Source organism: Crateriforma spongiae, assembly GCF_012290005.1.
Taxonomy (GTDB): Bacteria; Planctomycetota; Planctomycetia; order Pirellulales; family Pirellulaceae; genus Crateriforma; species Crateriforma spongiae.
On the sequence record NZ_JAAXMS010000010.1, the window covers coordinates 135,028 to 150,734 of the forward strand.

Annotated in this window: 15 protein-coding genes; 6 read left to right on the forward strand and 9 right to left on the reverse strand. The window is 57.7% G+C overall.

Features of this window, described 5'->3' with window-relative positions; translation table 11 throughout:
* Positions 1-129: 129 nt before the first annotated feature.
* Positions 130-603 (reverse strand): CBS domain-containing protein, encoded by a 474-nt coding sequence (locus tag HFP54_RS22575; protein ID WP_197136579.1) that lies wholly within the window; start codon positions 601-603, stop codon positions 130-132.
* 451 nt (positions 604-1,054) lie between these two features.
* Between HFP54_RS22575 and HFP54_RS22580 the strand changes: the two genes are divergently transcribed.
* Positions 1,055-1,534 (forward strand): hypothetical protein, encoded by a 480-nt coding sequence (locus tag HFP54_RS22580; RefSeq protein WP_146412937.1) that lies wholly within the window; start codon positions 1,055-1,057, stop codon positions 1,532-1,534.
* A gap of 36 nt (positions 1,535-1,570) precedes the next feature.
* Here the strand turns inward: HFP54_RS22580 and HFP54_RS22585 are convergent, their stop codons facing one another.
* A complete protein-coding gene (locus tag HFP54_RS22585) occupies positions 1,571-3,868 on the reverse strand; it encodes a serine/threonine-protein kinase (RefSeq protein WP_168566887.1) in 2,298 nt (765 codons plus the stop codon).
* 171 nt (positions 3,869-4,039) lie between these two features.
* Here HFP54_RS22585 and HFP54_RS22590 point away from each other — a divergent pair, with 171 nt between their 5' ends.
* Both HFP54_RS22590 and HFP54_RS22595 read left to right on the forward strand, forming a co-directional pair.
* Complete coding sequence (locus tag HFP54_RS22590) at positions 4,040-4,678, forward strand: RNA polymerase sigma factor (RefSeq protein WP_146412935.1); 639 nt, start codon at positions 4,040-4,042, stop codon at positions 4,676-4,678.
* Positions 4,679-4,893: 215 nt separating this feature from the next.
* Positions 4,894-5,463, forward strand: a complete 570-nt coding sequence (locus HFP54_RS22595) for a hypothetical protein (RefSeq protein WP_168566888.1) — start codon at positions 4,894-4,896, stop codon at positions 5,461-5,463.
* Positions 5,464-5,633: 170 nt separating this feature from the next.
* Here the strand turns inward: HFP54_RS22595 and HFP54_RS22600 are convergent, their stop codons facing one another.
* Both HFP54_RS22600 and HFP54_RS22605 read right to left on the reverse strand, forming a co-directional pair.
* Complete coding sequence (locus HFP54_RS22600; RefSeq protein WP_168566889.1) at positions 5,634-6,050, reverse strand: cytidine deaminase; 417 nt, start codon at positions 6,048-6,050, stop codon at positions 5,634-5,636.
* Between the two features lie 30 nt (positions 6,051-6,080).
* Complete coding sequence (locus HFP54_RS22605; protein WP_168566890.1) at positions 6,081-7,364, reverse strand: thymidine phosphorylase; 1,284 nt, start codon at positions 7,362-7,364, stop codon at positions 6,081-6,083.
* Positions 7,365-7,603: 239 nt separating this feature from the next.
* Between HFP54_RS22605 and HFP54_RS22610 the strand changes: the two genes are divergently transcribed.
* On the forward strand, positions 7,604-9,058 hold the full coding sequence (locus tag HFP54_RS22610) for a Gfo/Idh/MocA family protein (protein ID WP_168566891.1): 1,455 nt from the start codon (positions 7,604-7,606) through the stop codon (positions 9,056-9,058).
* Between the two features lie 159 nt (positions 9,059-9,217).
* On the opposite strand, the gene HFP54_RS22615 is transcribed toward HFP54_RS22610, so the two are convergent.
* The 3 genes from HFP54_RS22615 to HFP54_RS22625 form a co-directional block, all read right to left on the reverse strand.
* Positions 9,218-9,550, reverse strand: a complete 333-nt coding sequence (locus HFP54_RS22615; protein ID WP_168566892.1) for a four-helix bundle copper-binding protein — start codon at positions 9,548-9,550, stop codon at positions 9,218-9,220.
* Positions 9,551-9,680: 130 nt separating this feature from the next.
* Positions 9,681-10,076, reverse strand: coding sequence for a VOC family protein (locus tag HFP54_RS22620; RefSeq protein WP_168566893.1), 396 nt, complete (start codon positions 10,074-10,076; stop codon positions 9,681-9,683).
* A gap of 12 nt (positions 10,077-10,088) precedes the next feature.
* Positions 10,089-10,589, reverse strand: a complete 501-nt coding sequence (locus HFP54_RS22625) for a DUF1569 domain-containing protein (protein ID WP_168566894.1) — start codon at positions 10,587-10,589, stop codon at positions 10,089-10,091.
* Between the two features lie 217 nt (positions 10,590-10,806).
* Between HFP54_RS22625 and HFP54_RS22630 the strand changes: the two genes are divergently transcribed.
* A complete protein-coding gene (locus tag HFP54_RS22630; RefSeq protein WP_146412927.1) occupies positions 10,807-11,277 on the forward strand; it encodes a DUF1569 domain-containing protein in 471 nt (156 codons plus the stop codon).
* A gap of 7 nt (positions 11,278-11,284) precedes the next feature.
* Positions 11,285-11,944, forward strand: coding sequence for an HD domain-containing protein (locus HFP54_RS22635; protein WP_168566895.1), 660 nt, complete (start codon positions 11,285-11,287; stop codon positions 11,942-11,944).
* Here the strand turns inward: HFP54_RS22635 and HFP54_RS22640 are convergent.
* Together HFP54_RS22640 and HFP54_RS22645 are read right to left on the reverse strand one after the other, a co-directional pair.
* A complete protein-coding gene (locus tag HFP54_RS22640) occupies positions 11,941-13,512 on the reverse strand; it encodes a vitamin K epoxide reductase family protein (protein ID WP_168566896.1) in 1,572 nt (523 codons plus the stop codon). The genes HFP54_RS22635 and HFP54_RS22640 overlap by 4 nt on opposite strands.
* 175 nt (positions 13,513-13,687) lie before the next feature.
* Entirely contained in the window at positions 13,688-15,382 is a 1,695-nt protein-coding gene (locus tag HFP54_RS22645) for a sigma-70 family RNA polymerase sigma factor (protein ID WP_146412925.1), read from the reverse strand.
* Positions 15,383-15,707 lie beyond the last annotated feature (325 nt).

Here is a 15,707-nt window from a genome sequence, read left to right on the forward strand (position 1 = left end):
GTCGAAGCCTCTGGACTGGACCCGCAACCAAACGAAAACGCGGGACGCGCCCAACTGGCGCGTCCCGCGTTTTTTGTTTCGTAATGGTCACTGTTTCGCGGGGCGCATTTTCCCGCGACTCGCGCTGAATCAGACCGGTCGCTCGGTCGATTCCATCAAGGCGCTCAGGTACAAGCCCGTGACGGCGGGTTCACGCTGGACCTGTTTCATGTGTTCGTAAAACGCTCCCATGATGTCACGACGGGATATCTGTCCCAACAGACGTCCGTAGTCATCCAGAACGGGCAGACGTCGGCATGCGGCATCTAAGAACGTTTGGGCAATCGTCAGCAGATCCGTCTCCGCACCGATGACCGGTGGGCTGGCATCCACGAACGACATCAAATTTGACGATGGCAGTCCGTCATAGGTCGCGTCGACGACAAATCGCATGCACGATTTTTCGGAAAAGATCCCTAGGAATTGACGATCCTCGTCCACAACCGGCGCGCCGGAAATTCTGCGTTTCAACAACACGTTCAACGCGTCGATAACTTCCATGTCTGGCGAAAGAGTGACCAGATTGGAAACCATCAAGTCACGGGCGGTGATCGTATGCATCATGGGCTCGGGGCTCCGGTGAAAAGGCTTGTAACGGAAGACCGAATCTCGCGTCGCAGGACGCAATTCTTGGGTCAACGAACATTTCCAAAGATCAACGTCAGTGCATCGCAGCGATTGATGGGTCGCCGCATCGCACTAAACGCAATGTTGCGGCGAATGCCGAATCGCGGTCAAGAAAATTTTGGCGTTCATTCTTCCACCCCGCTCGCCGCGGCATCGATGCGAATCCCGTCGCGGTGGCAATGAATTGGACGGTGATCAAACGCCGGCGGGCCGCCGACACGCACACGGATCCGCTTCCGCAAACCATGACGGCATAAATACTTACGTCACTGTCGGCGCAACGCGACCGGCAGCGGGGCGGACAACCAAGCGGTGGATCGGCTATGCTGCCCCCGGGGGTGAAACGCCCAGTTGTGAAAGTTATCACAAAGCGAAGGAATTGACCGTTATGTTTGGCCGTTGGGTGCAAATCGAGTTCGAATGTCTGCCCCTGCGCAGCGTGTCACGGTTCGACGTTCCGGTGGACGCATCGCCGAAGTACGAGGCCTTTGTCCAACGGGTTAAAAACGCGATCGACAAACACGGTTCGCACAACACTTACTACCTGCATCAGGGTCTGTGTGTTTATCACCTGACCAACGATCCGGCCCACGGCGAAGTCAGTTTCGACTTCGAAGGCGTGGCGATGACGGACAAGACCGATCGAAAGACTCGGTCGGTTGACTTGATCACTCAATTGCGTGGTGAAACCTGCACGTGGCTGAACGAACCGATCGTCGAATTCTTGGCCGAAAGCGTCAAACACAGCGTGCTGGTGGAATTTGATCGCTATATCGAAGCCGGTGATTTGGAAAAGACGCGTCAAAGGATCGCGGAGATCGAAAAACAGGCCGAAGAAAGTGGCGGATTCGTTGGGATGTACCTTTAAGACGCTGGCGCTGTATCGAACACCTTCGATGCGTCATCAAATCAAAGTGTCACCGGTTTCACCGACCACCCCGCGTCTGTTGCCAAGCACCCGTGCCATTTTGCGCCAATCACTGATGATTCGGCCGTAGGCAAACAACGCGGCGCACAGTCCCGCAATACTGGCCAAAACCGCGACCAGCATCACCCCGCGGGCGATGACGTCGCGGGACAGCAACAACATCAATCCGATCAACGGAATCACAGCTGCGGCCAACAAGAAAACGACGCCTTGGGTGGCCACGCGTTTGCCGCGAGCTTCGAATTTCGGATCGGTCAAGCGATCGCGTTGGAACCGCGGGTAATAGACCTTGGTGACCAGCCACAGCATCCCGAAATACGGATACACCGCCGCGACGCCGCCGCAGATCAGCAGCGACATGAAAAAGTGCATCGCTTCGGTGCGGTCGAACGACGGGAACCACCATCGCAGCATCGTCGGATAAATGGCCCCGGCAATGATCCAAAGCGAACCACCAATGATGGCCGCCTGACGTCCCAAACGAAGCGACGCATCGACCTCGTTTTCGGGAACCGGCTGTCGCTTGGCCACCCGCCGGGCCGCCATCACCACGGGCTTGGTGAAGTAAACCAACAAAGCCGCACCGGTCGGAAATGCGATCGTGTTGACACTGAACGCCAGCATTTCAAAGGCTCCCTGAAACGAAGGTTCAAGGGACGAATAACGCTGAATGATCTGTTGCTGGTTGTAGAAGTAGTTAAAGACACCGGCGGCGATGTTGGGCGTCAAAATCACCGCCGCGGCCAACCACCGTGGCGACCAAGGCATCAAACGGCGGCGGTAGCTGGACGGTGGCGGATCAAAGATTCCCGCGACTTCCGGATGCAGTGCCAATTTCAAGTGGGCTTCCAAGCGGGCACCGGCCGCGATGCGAATTTCCGAATCACGATGCAATGCGTCGCGTAATGCCGATTCCAGCACTCGTTCGCTGGGATCATCGCATCGCACGGGCTCGGCAAGCGGTTGGTCTCGCGATTCGCATTGCTGTTGCAGCATTTCGGTCCAGGACGACGCTTGCCGTGGCACCTGGAACGGTCGCTGCCCCTGCCATAATTCCCAAAGCATCACCGCCAGGGAATAAAAATCAGCTTCGGTTCCCACACGCTTTTGATCATCGGGGTCACAGGTTCGCACCGCGTGTAGGTGTTCCGGTGCCATGTAGGCGATGGATCCACCAAAGTTCGCGGCTGCTCCCGCACGTCCCGCGGCACCGGCAAAGCTGACGTTGAAATCCGCCAGCTTTGGAACCCCTTCCGCGGTCAACAACACGTTGGCGGGTTTGACGTCGCGGTGCAGCACGCCTCTTTGGTGGGCGGCCCGCAGTGCCGCCGACAATTGGATCCCGATCCAAGCAACGACGGCCGCCCAACGCGTTTCGGACAACCACTGACGCAGGCTGGAACGTTCGGGTACTTGTTGCGTCGCCTGCAATAATTGCTGGTCGATGCACCGGAGCAACCATTGGCCCGTCGGTGTTTCCCCTGGTGCTGCCGCGGATCCGTCCCGGACGACTTTGACCACATCCGCAAGCGTCCCCCCGGGCACGTACTGCATGTACAACAAATGGACTTCGCCGTCGTCGTTGCATTCCGGACAGACCGTCATGCGTTGATCATAGACACGGACGATGTTGGGATGATCCAACTGAGCCAGCGTCTGGGATTCAGCGCCGGTCCCGCGTGACACCTTCAACGCCACCAATCGCTGCATCGAATTTTGCCGGGCCAAGTAGACTTGGGCAAACGCGCCCTTACCCAGTTCGCGAATGATCGAAAAATCGTCCACCGTCGTACCGACCGGCATCGACTGTGGTGCTCGTGTTTTCACCGCCGCTGATGTCGCCTCCACCTCGCTGCCCAGCGGCAAATCCAGATTCGCAAGGTGCGGAAACCGCTGTTCCAAAGGCTGCGGCGGGCGTTTACCGAGCGATTGCAATAACTGGCGTTCCTCCATCACCAGATCCAGCGACACCGATTCGCGTGACAGCGGTGGTGACAAACCATCGATGTAATCTTCGATGCTGCGAATCGAACCGGATTCGGCATCAATGGCCATGTCCATCTTGATCATTTCCGTCAGCAACAGCGGATGATGCTGGACGGGGACCTGCGACGGAATGAGTTTCAGCATTTCCGCAGGCCGTTGCACCGGAGCCCGCTGGGCGACCGATTCCAAACAGCCTTCCAGGTACTGATCCAAAACCTGCAGGGAGTGTTCCGCAGGCGGCGCCGAGGGCGTGGTGGTTTCCGATCCTTGGCCCGATCCCAGCGACATGACGGCGAACGTTCCTGAATTGGTCGGAAGACGAAAAATAGGGCAGACTTGCTATCTCGGTCGGTTTCGCCGCACACCCGTGGTGGACGACCGACCTCCGATACAGGTTAGACTGTAGGCGGAAATGATTTTTTGTCCGATGGGCCTGGGGATCAAGCAAGGAACGTCCGAATGAGCGAATCGGAAGCGTTCGAACCGATCGACGGTGATGATACAGATCTGACCGAGCGAATTTGCCGCCATGACAGCGAGGCGTTGGCCGAACTGATGCGGCGGCGGGAAAATTTGCTGAAAGGTTTTGTTCGATCCCTGTGCAGCGACCGGTTGTTGTCGGTTGTCGAAGTCGACGATCTGTATCAGGAAATCAGCGCCGCGGCGATCAGCAGTTTGGCGACTGCACCGTTGGATCAGTACACGCCGATGCAGTGGTTACAGCAAATCGCACGGCGTCGCGTGGTCGATGCCCACCGGTTCCATTTCGAAGCCCAGCGACGCGACGCCGGTCGCCAAAGTTCGTTGCAGGCCGGTGCCGACGACGAAAAAGGCGGCCTGGAGGCATTGTTGGCTGCCAGTTTTACGACGGCCAGCGCGGCGTTTTCCCGGGATATCCGCATGATCCGTCTGCAGGAGGCGATTGACGAATTGGGCGACGAGGCCCGCCAAGCGGTGATGATGCGATACAGTCGCGGGTTGCCTTCCAAGGACATCGCCGAACAGCTGGGAAAGACCGATGCGGCGGTCCGTGTCTTGCTGTCACGCAGCCTTCGTCAGCTGGAAAAAAAGCTGTCCGATGTCCGACCGACCCGCTAGCGGCCCCTCCGATTCGGCTGCTGCCGGAACTTGCCGACAGCCGCGGGAATAGGGCGGGACGCCCCGATATTCAATTCCGTTATTCTCCGCGAAACCGGACCGGCGTCGCAGGGGTTATTATTCTGGACGTGATCGGCACATCCGCCGTGACGTTCTTCTGCATCTTTGCCTTCCCCATCCCTCCCTGTCATTTCTGACAAAAGGTAACTCGAAAGATGAATAAAGCTTTCATCGCCGTCTTGGCCTGCGCTCTTGGTTGTTGTCTGTCCCTGACATCGGCAACGGCTGACGACTCGGCTGCCGCCAAAGGCAACAAGAAAAAGGCTGGCCAGCGTGGCGCCGTTCAAATGGTCATGAACAAGATCAAGGCCGCGGAACTGACCGCCGAACAACAAGCCAAGTACGACCAACTGGCCGAAGGTTTGAAGAAGGAACTGGCCACGATCCGCGCAGCCGGTTTGACCAATGAAATCAACAAGCAACGCAACCAGCTGACCGCCAAACTGCGGAAAGAAAACGCAAGCCGCAAGGAAATCCTTGCCGCGGTATCGGAGACCTTCAGCGAAGACGTCGTGGCATTGATCAATAAAGCCACCAAGGCCAATGCCGATTTCCGCAAGGCTGCCTATGGTTTGTTGACCGATGAACAATTGGCCAAGCTTCCCGAAGAGACTCAGAAGCAAATCAGTACCGCGCTGAAGCCGAAGAATCAGGGCAAAGGCAAGAACAAGGGCAACGGCCAAAAGAAACGTAAAGGCAACAAGAAAGCAGAAGCAGCGAACTGATCGCTTCCGCATCGATCACTCGGTCCGGCTTGTCCGCACCGAAAGCAAACAACGCATGCCGGCACATCGTCGGCATGCGTTTTTGTTTGCAACGAAATTCAACCAAGTTGCAACTTCATTGACATCGCGGGGTTAAGTAGGCGAAATCGGCAACGCCAAGACCGGCCCGTTCAACTGTGCGAATGGATGTCCGATGAATCAAACGCATCGGGCAACAATTGCGACAGCTTGCGCACCTGCCGCTGGTTGTCGATCACATCGATCGTGATGACGGTGATATCCATGCCGAATTCGGCCAGAAACTGGCGACAAGCCCCACAGGGCATTGCACCACCAATACTGGCAATCGCGACGGCACGCCAAGTCCGGTACCCCTGGGACACCGCCGCCGATGCGGCGACGCGTTCGGCACAGATGGTCAACGAATAGCTGGCGTTTTCGACGTTGCATCCGCCGACAATTTTACCGTCGCCCATCAGTAACGCTGCGCCGACATAAAAATGACTGTGCGGCGCGTACGCTTGATCGCGTGCTTCAATCGCAGCCAAGACGAGGCGATCGATTTCGGCCTGCTTCAATTCATTCATCTGGGGCACACTGCCGGGGTCAAGCGATGCTTATTCGAAAGGATATCGGCGAATCAACAGAGGGCGTTTCTCCACTTGCTGCTGACGGATCACGATGGCGTCGTGGACCCTTTGAATATACCGCACGTCTGGTTCGCCGTCTTGATACAGCGTAGCGATCGGCTGGCCCGTTTCGACACGATTTCCGACCCGCTCATGCACATCCAATCCAACCCTTGCATCGATCACGTCGTCGACCTTTTGTCGCCCCCCACCCATCACTGCGACAACTCGTGCGAGTTCGATCGCATCGATCTGGGCGATCGTCCCTGATTCCGGGGCCGTGATCACGTGCGCGTCGGCAAGCGTCAGACGTTCGGGCAAACGCCCGCCTTGGGCCTGGACCATTTGTTGAAATTTTTCCATCGCCGAACCGTCATCCAGCAAACGCGTCAAAATGTTGCGCGCTTGATCGACGTCAGTGGCAAGTCCACCTTGGACCAACAAAATTTCGGCGGAGGCAAGCGTAAGTTCACGAACTTCATCGGGACCGCCGCCGTCCAGAACGTCCAATGATTCATTGACTTCGTTCGCGTTGCCAATCGAACGCCCCAGCGGCTGGCTCATGTCGGAAAGAATGGCCGCGGTGGGCAAGCCCGAATCTGTCCCAACGCGGATCAATGATCCGGCCAGCGATTCGGCCTGTTCCACCGATGTCATGAAAGCGCCCCGCCCCACCTTCACGTCAATCAGCAAGGCATCCAGTGTCGCAGCCAACTTTTTCGACAGGATACTGGCCGTAATCAATGGAATTGAATCGATCGTCGCGGTGACGTCACGCAAGGCATACAGACGGCGATCGGCAGGTGCGATTGATGCGTCGGCGCCGACAATACAGGCCCCAACTTGCTTCAGAACCTCATTGCGACGTGCCGCCGACAGGTCGATTTGGAATCCGGGGATCGCTTCCAGCTTGTCCAGCGTGCCACCAGTGTGCCCCAGTCCGCGGCCGCTGATCATCGGGACTTCCGCCCCGGCGGCGGCCAGCAACGGTGCCAAAATCAGCGAAATCTTGTCGCCCACGCCGCCGGTGCTGTGCTTGTCCAGCCGGGGGCGATCGGTCAGCCGATCAAAACGATCACCGCTGTCGACCATCGCTGCGGTCAGTGCGGATGTTTCCGCATCGCTCATTCCGTTGATGCGAACGGCCATGGAAAAGGCCGACATCTGATAATCGGCAACCTCATCGCGAACGAATCCTTCGATCAGCGATCGAATTTGTTCGCCCGACAGTTCGGCGGCATCCCGTTTAGTGGCCAGCAGATCAGTTATCATAGGACGCGAGCGTTACCGGCCAGGCGGCTTGTCGGACGCATCGGACCATCCGTCCGGAGGCGACCGATGGCCGCCGTTGCAAATGTTCGCATCAACCGTTTTTTCATCAAATGAGTTTTGTGCCGGTGTCGAGGTGATTGCGGACCAGCGGCATCGACTGGTCGCCGGATCCCTTTGGGTCACCCAGAATAAAACACAGCTGACCGAATTTCCTACCTTTGAAACGGAATTTCCCCGCCATGAAGAATTTCAATCACTCCATTTCGCGTCGTTCGTTTCTAGCCGCCGCATCGTCTGCCACCGTCACCCTTGCCACTTCCAGTGCGGCGATGGCGGCGGGCAGCGAAGTCCGACTGGCGATTCTCGGGGCCGGATGGCGTGGCGGACAGCTGGCCGGTTCCTTTTCCAAAGCCAATGGTTGCCGAATCGTTGCCGTGGCCGATCCCGATATCCGACTGGCCAAAGAATTGGCGGAGAAGCACGGTGCAACGGCGCACCAGGATCTACGCCATGTGATGGACGACGAAAACGTCGACGCGGTCGTCGTAGCGACGTGCAATCATTGGCACTGCCTGGCGTCGATCTGGGCGATCAACGCCGGCAAGGACGTCTATGTCGAAAAACCGCTGTCGCACAGCCAGTGGGAAGGCTCAAAGGTTGTCGAAGCCGCCAAACGGTCCGGCCAGATCGTGCAGATCGGAACGCAGCAACGCAGTGATCCCATGCAGGCGGAAGCCAAAGCATTCCTGCATCAAGAAAAAGCCCTTGGCGACGTCCAATACGTGATCGCCGCACGCATGGGCCAACGTGCACCGATCGGAATCCGCGACACACCGCTGACGATTGACAAGGAAGTGGATTACGACCTGTGGTGCGGACCGGCTTCGAAAGAAAAGATCTATCGCGACAAGCTGCACTACGACTGGCACTGGGACTGGAACACCGGCAGCGGCGAAATGGGCAACTGGGGCGTCCACATCTTGGACGACGTCCGTAACGTCGCCTATCAAGACCAGGTCAGCACCCCGACGGCCGTCACCGCCGCGGGCGGTCGCGTCGCCTGGGACGACGCCGGTAACACACCCAACTTGCACGTGGCGGTTTTGGAAACGGAGATGTTCCCGACGTATATCGCACTCAGCAATCTTGCGGCGACCCCGGGCGGTAAAGGCGGTTGGAAACTGCGTGCCGGCTTGCCCGCCAATTTGCCGGGCAGCGGATACGCGGTCGTTTGTGACGGCGGCACCTATTTTGGCCAACGCGGCCGCGGTCGAGCGATGGACGGAAGCGGCAAAGTGATCAAAGAATTTGGCGTCAAGGGCGACAATGTTCTGCGTCACGTCCAAGCTTTCATCGACGCCGTGCAATCGCGTGACGAATCAAAGCTGAACGCACCGATCGAAAACGGTCACTACAGCACCGGGTGGTGCAACTTGGCCAATGTCGCCATTCGCGCCGCGGGTTCCTTCGACGAAGCACGTTTGCATCAAGCCACCGATCAAGCCGCTTGGGAACGGATCTTGAATGAAATGCGAGATCAACTGATGCCGTTCGACGTTTCGCCCAGCGACTTGGTCCTTAGCGCCCGAATGGAACACGATCCCAAGACCGAGCGGTTCGTCGGTGAAAACGCGGATGCCGGAAACCCGTTCCTGAAACGACAATACCGCCAAGGCTATGAAATCGACGGCTAGTCAACTCTGACGCCGGGTCCGATTTCAGGTCATTCGCGTCGTGGCGCGGCATTGCCGGATAACTTGACTAAAAAAAGGCCGACACAGCGCAATCTGTGTCGGCCTTTTGCTTTTTCGGTTGGGTCTTCGTTCGAAGATCCGAATCAGAGTGTTATCGAATCACGCGGCCATTGCCGAGCAACTTTCTTGACATGCTCGACAGGCATCGACGCACTGTTCCATGCCGCCGATCTGTTCGCAACTGTCGGCACAAACGCGACAAATGTCTGCACACGCAGCGCAGTACCGGTCATGAAACTCGCTGTGGCGGCTCATGAAATCGACGCACGCCTGACACGCGGCGACACAGTCCAGCATGGCTTTGACGTGGTCCTGCTGGACATGCCGCCCACCTTCGGCCAGACAAGTTTCGGTCAACATTTGGCTGCACGTTGTTTGACAATGTTGGCAGTTTTCAATGCACTGTTGCATCGATGCGGTTGCTTGGCTCATATGGTTTCTCCCTTCAGAAACGCGATGGTTGGCTAAAACGTTCGATTGAATTGCCAGTCCAACGGTAGCAAAGGCCATGCCATCCAACACCAAGCAGATCCCAAGAATCCCGTGCGGGCGTTCGATCCGTTCAACCACCGACCGGTGAACAGATCTCGATCAAAAAGCCGTTGGCATCTTTGACGTAGCTGATCGTTTGGCCCCAGGGTTTGTCCGCCGGCGGTCGGACCGCCACAGCACCGCCTTGGATGGCCCTTTCATACGCCGCTTCGACGTCGTTAGTTACCAACGCGATTTCGATCGCCGGTGGCGAACGATCCGGTCGAACTTTGGCATAGTCGAACTCGTGCGAATCGGCCAACGTCTCCGATGCAAAAGCCAGTACGGTTTGACCGGTTTCCATTTCCGCATAGTCGTTGCCTTCGGCGCTGTGTCGAAATCGACATTCCATACCGAATGCGGTTTCATAAAAGCCAATGGTCGATTCGACGTCCCGGACGTACAGAATCACGTAACCCAGTTTCATTGCGTTTACCATTCAAGTATTTGCACCGGAGTCATCCGCATCAGACGGCATTAAAAAGCTTAGGTGGTGGGCCGCATGGATCCACATGAAGTCTTTCCACCGGTCGACCGGCGGATCTTCCAACAGCGGATAGTCTTTCATGGGGCCCGCAAAGCCCTGGGCCCGCCGCACTGCTGCGATACAGGCGTTGATGACCGCTTCGTCTTCATCCGCGTCTCCCGCGGCATCCACGTCGGCCGGACGCAACATCTTCAGTGTGGGCGTGCCGGCCGGTAGGCTACGTTTCTTCAGCGCGCGATCAAAAGCCCACTGGATCACCGTCTTGCGCAGAATCCATGGAAACCGGAATCCGAATCCGTCCATCCCCCCGGTCATCGTCTTTTCCAAGTGCTCGCAAATCTGGGTCAGATTCCAGTTGCCCGCACGCCGGTAACCGTGATGGTGCAAATGCTGGATGTCATCGATGACCGCATCCCCATCGCTGAAGTCTAGCTTTCGACGTTCGACTTTCATGAAGCACCTAGTTTTCGGGACGACTTTGGTCGCAACAACTGCATCGGCATTGCAAAGAATCCGACCGGCCAGCGAATAGTAAGGCGTTGATCCAACACCAATTGATTTCGACCGGATTCGACGCAGCACGCTCGATCTTGGTCGACCGATGCTGGCAACGGACCATCTTTGTAACCTTCTGGGTGGTGATAAACCGACAATGAACAAGGCAGCCGAGATGAATGAGCTAAGAAAATTACAGTTCGATGACCTGGAGGACGCCACCAACGAAGCAACGCGACTGCTGCAAACCGGTTATCGGGCGAAAGGTCGATGGACACTGGGCCAGATTTGTCGCCACCTGCGACTGGTCCAAGATCCCAGCATTGACGGCTATCCACGGTGGATGTCGGCGTTCGCTTTTCTGCGTCCGGTGATGCGACGTACCCTGTTGCCGAAGATTTTGACCACCGATTCACCACGCGGGATTCCGACGTCGCCGCCATTTCAACCCGGCGCTGACCTGGACGATGCATCGGAGGTGGAACGATTTGCCGCCAGCGTTGTTCGTTTGAAAAACCACAACGGACCTTTCGCACCCCACCCCGCTTTCGGCAAACTGGAACGCGAGCGTCTGTTACAAGTCCACACCGCTCACGCGGCTCACCATTTGCGATTCCTGGATCCCGATGAACCCAACGCCCACTGATGGATCAATGCCCGTGGATCGGCCATCGGTGGTCCGGCAAGTACGCGACATCGTCATTGACCGCATGTCAGGCCAGGGTGCCGGACACGATGCCGACCACGTGCTGCGGGTCTGGCGAACGGCACGTTGGATCCAACGTCAAACCGGCGGAGAAGCCTTTGTGGTGGAATTGGCCGCGTTGTTGCACGACATCGGCGACGCAAAATTTCACCAGGGAATCGAACGCAGCGGCGTGCTGTCAAAGCACATTTTGGCGACCTTTTCAGTGCCCGAGGACGTCGTCGAGCAGGTGGTTCACATTGTCGACAATATTTCGTTTCGCAAAGCCGCCGATCCGAACACCCTGTCGATCGAAGCGAAAATCGTGCAAGACGCCGATCGATTGGACGCGCTGGGTGCGATCGGAATCGTGCGGACGATCGAATATGGCGCGGTCAAAGGCCAACCGTTTCATCGCCCGGGATGCGACGATCATTCCAAATCGGGTATCGGCCATTTTCACGAAAAGCTGTTCAAGCTGCGTGGCCTGTTGAATACCGAAGCCGCCAAACAGATCGCCGAAGAACGCGAAACGTTCATGCGAGACTTCTTGGCGCAGTTCCTTGCCGAATGCGACACCGCCGGCGATGATGGTGAAACCGGCGTCACCGATCCGACGGACGCCTAACGCAGGTTTTGCTTGACCAAGTTGGTGATCGTCGAACCGCTGCTAATTTCGCCGACCACGGTCGTCCGCGGAAAGACAAGCTTTGGCAAGGTTCCGGCGCCCGATTCTTTGTACAAAAACACCGTCTTGGCGATGTAATCCGACGGGGTCTTGCTGGCCATACGTTGATTGAATTGTTCGGCGCCGATCAATTCAATCGCTTTCGCGCGGGCCTCGCCGGCGGACCGCTGTTGCGACATCAGAAAGTCGTGGAACTGTTGAAACTTTTCGCGATCGGCCAACCAGACCGCGACAGCCATCTTGGCGACGTCACAGCGGTGGGCTCCGGCGGGATCGTTGCTGGTCGCCGCATCGTTGCACGACCGGTGCAACGGGGTGGGCAGGGCCACGACCGCTAGATCCAAGCCATCTTTCTCCACGGCTTCGCGGATTGCTTTGCAGGTCGACCGACAATGGGTGCATGTGTAGTCGAACATGGCGACGACAACGTACTTCGCATCCAGATCACCGTACAACGGCCACTGGGCGATGTTCAACTGGCGGCGGCCGGACGAAACCGGAACCAGTCGGGGTTCTTCCTTTTCCTCTTCATCACCATCCGCGGCGACCACACCCATCAGCGAAAACCAGGGTGATGCGGCGGCCCAAGCGAATCGCCCGCTGTCGGCGGGATGATCAGCAGGCGTTGATGCGGAATCTTGAACCGGAGCGTTGAAGACCGGCGGACCGTTCGCGGGCGCTTCGAAGACGGGCAGTTCGTCGGCGGGCGACTGGGCGGGTTCTGCGTCGTCGACCGCCGGGGCATCAAATACACCGGGTGCCGATTCGGCCGGAGCATCAAAGACGCCGGGTGCCGAAAAGACATCGTCACCCCCTGCAGATCCAGGCGCGTCAAAGGTCGCCGGTGCACCGAAGACATCGTCGGACGTCTGTCCCGGTTCGGTCAGCAAGGGCGGCAATTCGTCATGGGTTTCAATGCGGAACGTCTGCGGCGGCTCCGATTGCCACTGGATCAGTGTCAACGTTCCAACCGCGGCGACCCCCATGGCGGTCACCATCAACAGCCGTTTCCAGGGCAGCCGCAATCCCGGAACCACCACCAAAGTGGTCAGCGCGCTGCACGCATGAGTGGTGCAGCAGTAGAAGCAAAATTTTTGCATGTAGAACTGCAAAGCCACGAACCAGATGGCCGATACCGTTGCCGTCATCAGCAAGAAGGCCAGGGCACTGCGCTGCAGCAGCGACGCCCGCGGCGACAACGTGCCGGCGGCCAACAGTCCCAAGACGGCGATGTAGACCCCCGCGGCGAACAGGCCGACGGGCAACCCGAAGACTTTCGACCAACGGCTGGTCAGCACGTGATTGCAATCAAACGTGCTGCCGTCACAGCCGGCGACGGTCGAACCGGTCAATCCCGACCAAGCCAAATACAAACTGAGAACCAGACCGCTGAATGCCAATAAACAGGCGACTGCGACCACGGCGATGTGAAACCGCTTGGCCCACATCGGTGCTGACAGGGCGGACGGGGAAAATTCCGGGGCAGGGCTTGGCCTTCCTGGCATCATGGTGTCTTTCTCTTGGGAAAGGGAGCCAAGGTTGCGGTGGGACGACATGGTGTAACTCGCGCAGTGAAACGGGAGTCTCGCAGACCGCTATCGGCGAGATCAAGTGGAACACAACAGAAAATCGGCGGCCGGCCCCGATGTCGGCCCACCGATGTTTCCTTTGCGTCATCGGCCGTTAGGCGCTTCCCAGTTCAACGTCGATCCGTTCTTCGTCGGCGGCTTCACGCAGTTTCACCAACGCTCGGGCTTCCAGTTGGCGAATTCTTTCCTTCGTCACACCCATCTTTTCGCCGACTTCTTTCAGGGTCAGCGGTTCGCTGCCGCGTCCCAGGCCGAAGCGGGCGGAAATGATCTGCTGTTCCCTTTCGTCCAAGCGATTCAGGATCTTCGACAGTTCGCGTTTGCGTCGCAGGTGCGCCGATTCTTCCACGTACGGGTCCATGCGGTCGTCCTGACGCAGCAAGAACAGTTCTTCGGTGGTCGTTCGAAAACGGTCCCGATGCTTGAACTCGCTGGGAATCGTGCGGGCGAAGTTTTTCATGATCGCCCACGACGCATAGGTGCTGAACTTGTTTCCACGCGAGTAGTCAAACTTTTCCACCGCGCGGATCAGTGACATGTTGCCGTCGCTGATCAACGTGAACAGGTCATCGACCTTGGCCACGTGTCGTTTGGCGATCGAAACCACCAAACGAAGGTTGCTTTGCACAATCAGGTTTTTCACCTTCACGGCTTCTTCATACAGTTTATTGATGCGATCGATTCGCTCGGTCTTGGACATCGAATCGTCGCTGCTCCAGCGGTTGTCGGACAATTGTTCCCGCAACCGGCTGGCCTTGTGCTTCAGATAATTCATCTTGCGGAACAGGTGGTATTCCTGTTCGCGGGTCAGCAGTGGCACGTCGTAAAGAGCGGCCAGATAGCTGGGCAGATCGGCGGGCGGACGCACTTTGCGCGCGGCCTTGGCCGGTTCAGGCGTTTCGCCCAAGAATTCCGCTTCGCGGCCGGGTTGGTCAAAGTCTTCGTTGTAAATGTAGTCCAGCGGCAGTTCGAAAACGCACTGCACGCGAACATCCAACAGCAACCGGTTGATGCTGGCGCGGGACCGGTTGAACCGCTTGCAAAGCTGGCTGACGGTCATGCCTTGGCTGTGCAATCGGAACAGCGTCCGCTTGTCGTCGTCGGTCAGCGTGTCGCGGTGGCTGGGGAAAATCGCCAGCGACTTGTGATCGGCGTCGAAGTTCTTCAGCGTGTAGCGGATCGTTTCCGGACTGCGTCCCATCTGTTCGGCGATTTGCCGGGTCACTTCGGCCGGCGTTGCACCGCCTTCGACCAATTGACGTGCCCGTTCGACGATCTCGCTTTTCTCTTCATCACTCAGCTGGCTGAAACGTTCACCGCGGCGAACCTTTTCTCGGTTCTGTTGGCTGAAGTGTTCGATGCTGGTGTGCAGGAAACCGACGCGTTTGCGTCCGTCGACGACATATTTCCGGCTGACCAGGCCGGCGTTTCGCCAGCGGCTAATTGTCTTGGTGGATACACGGAACATCCGTGCCAGGTCCTTCAGCGTGTGGACCGGCTGGGCGACTTGTTCGACCGGGATCTCGGCTGCTTCGGTCAAGTCTTCGATCATTTGCCGCAAGTCATGTCGCAGGTCGACGCCGGCGATGTTGTGACGGCTGGGATTTTCCGGCCGAAACTTGGTCAAACGAAAGTAGACAAAGTCGTACGCGTACTGACGGTCTTCGGTGACGTCATTGTGCAGCGACTCCGCGGCATCCGCCAATTCCGACTTATTCGCCTTGGGCGAAAAGCGGATCAGTTGGTCACGAAGTTCCTTGACTTTTGCGTCGCGATAAGTCGTATGCATCGCGGTATCCTCCCAGTGCTGCGATCGGTAACGAAAGCGAATTTCCATGCGACCCCGGCGGGCCGCTCGTTCCAACCACAAATGTTTCCCGGGGACCATCCGAATCCGGTGGACGGTACGGGGGTGGGCGACTCCTTGTCGCCCGCCTCATTAAAACCTACGCGTCAAGCGTCGGGTGTGGCCTGTTTTCCAGTATCTGACACGGCTGTGACACGTCTGGTCACACTCTTTGCACCACTAATGGGGGTGTAAGCCCGACATGGCTGCCAATCGGACTGAAAAACTGTCCGGTGAGATGAGTAGAAAATTTGGGGCCAAAACCAAA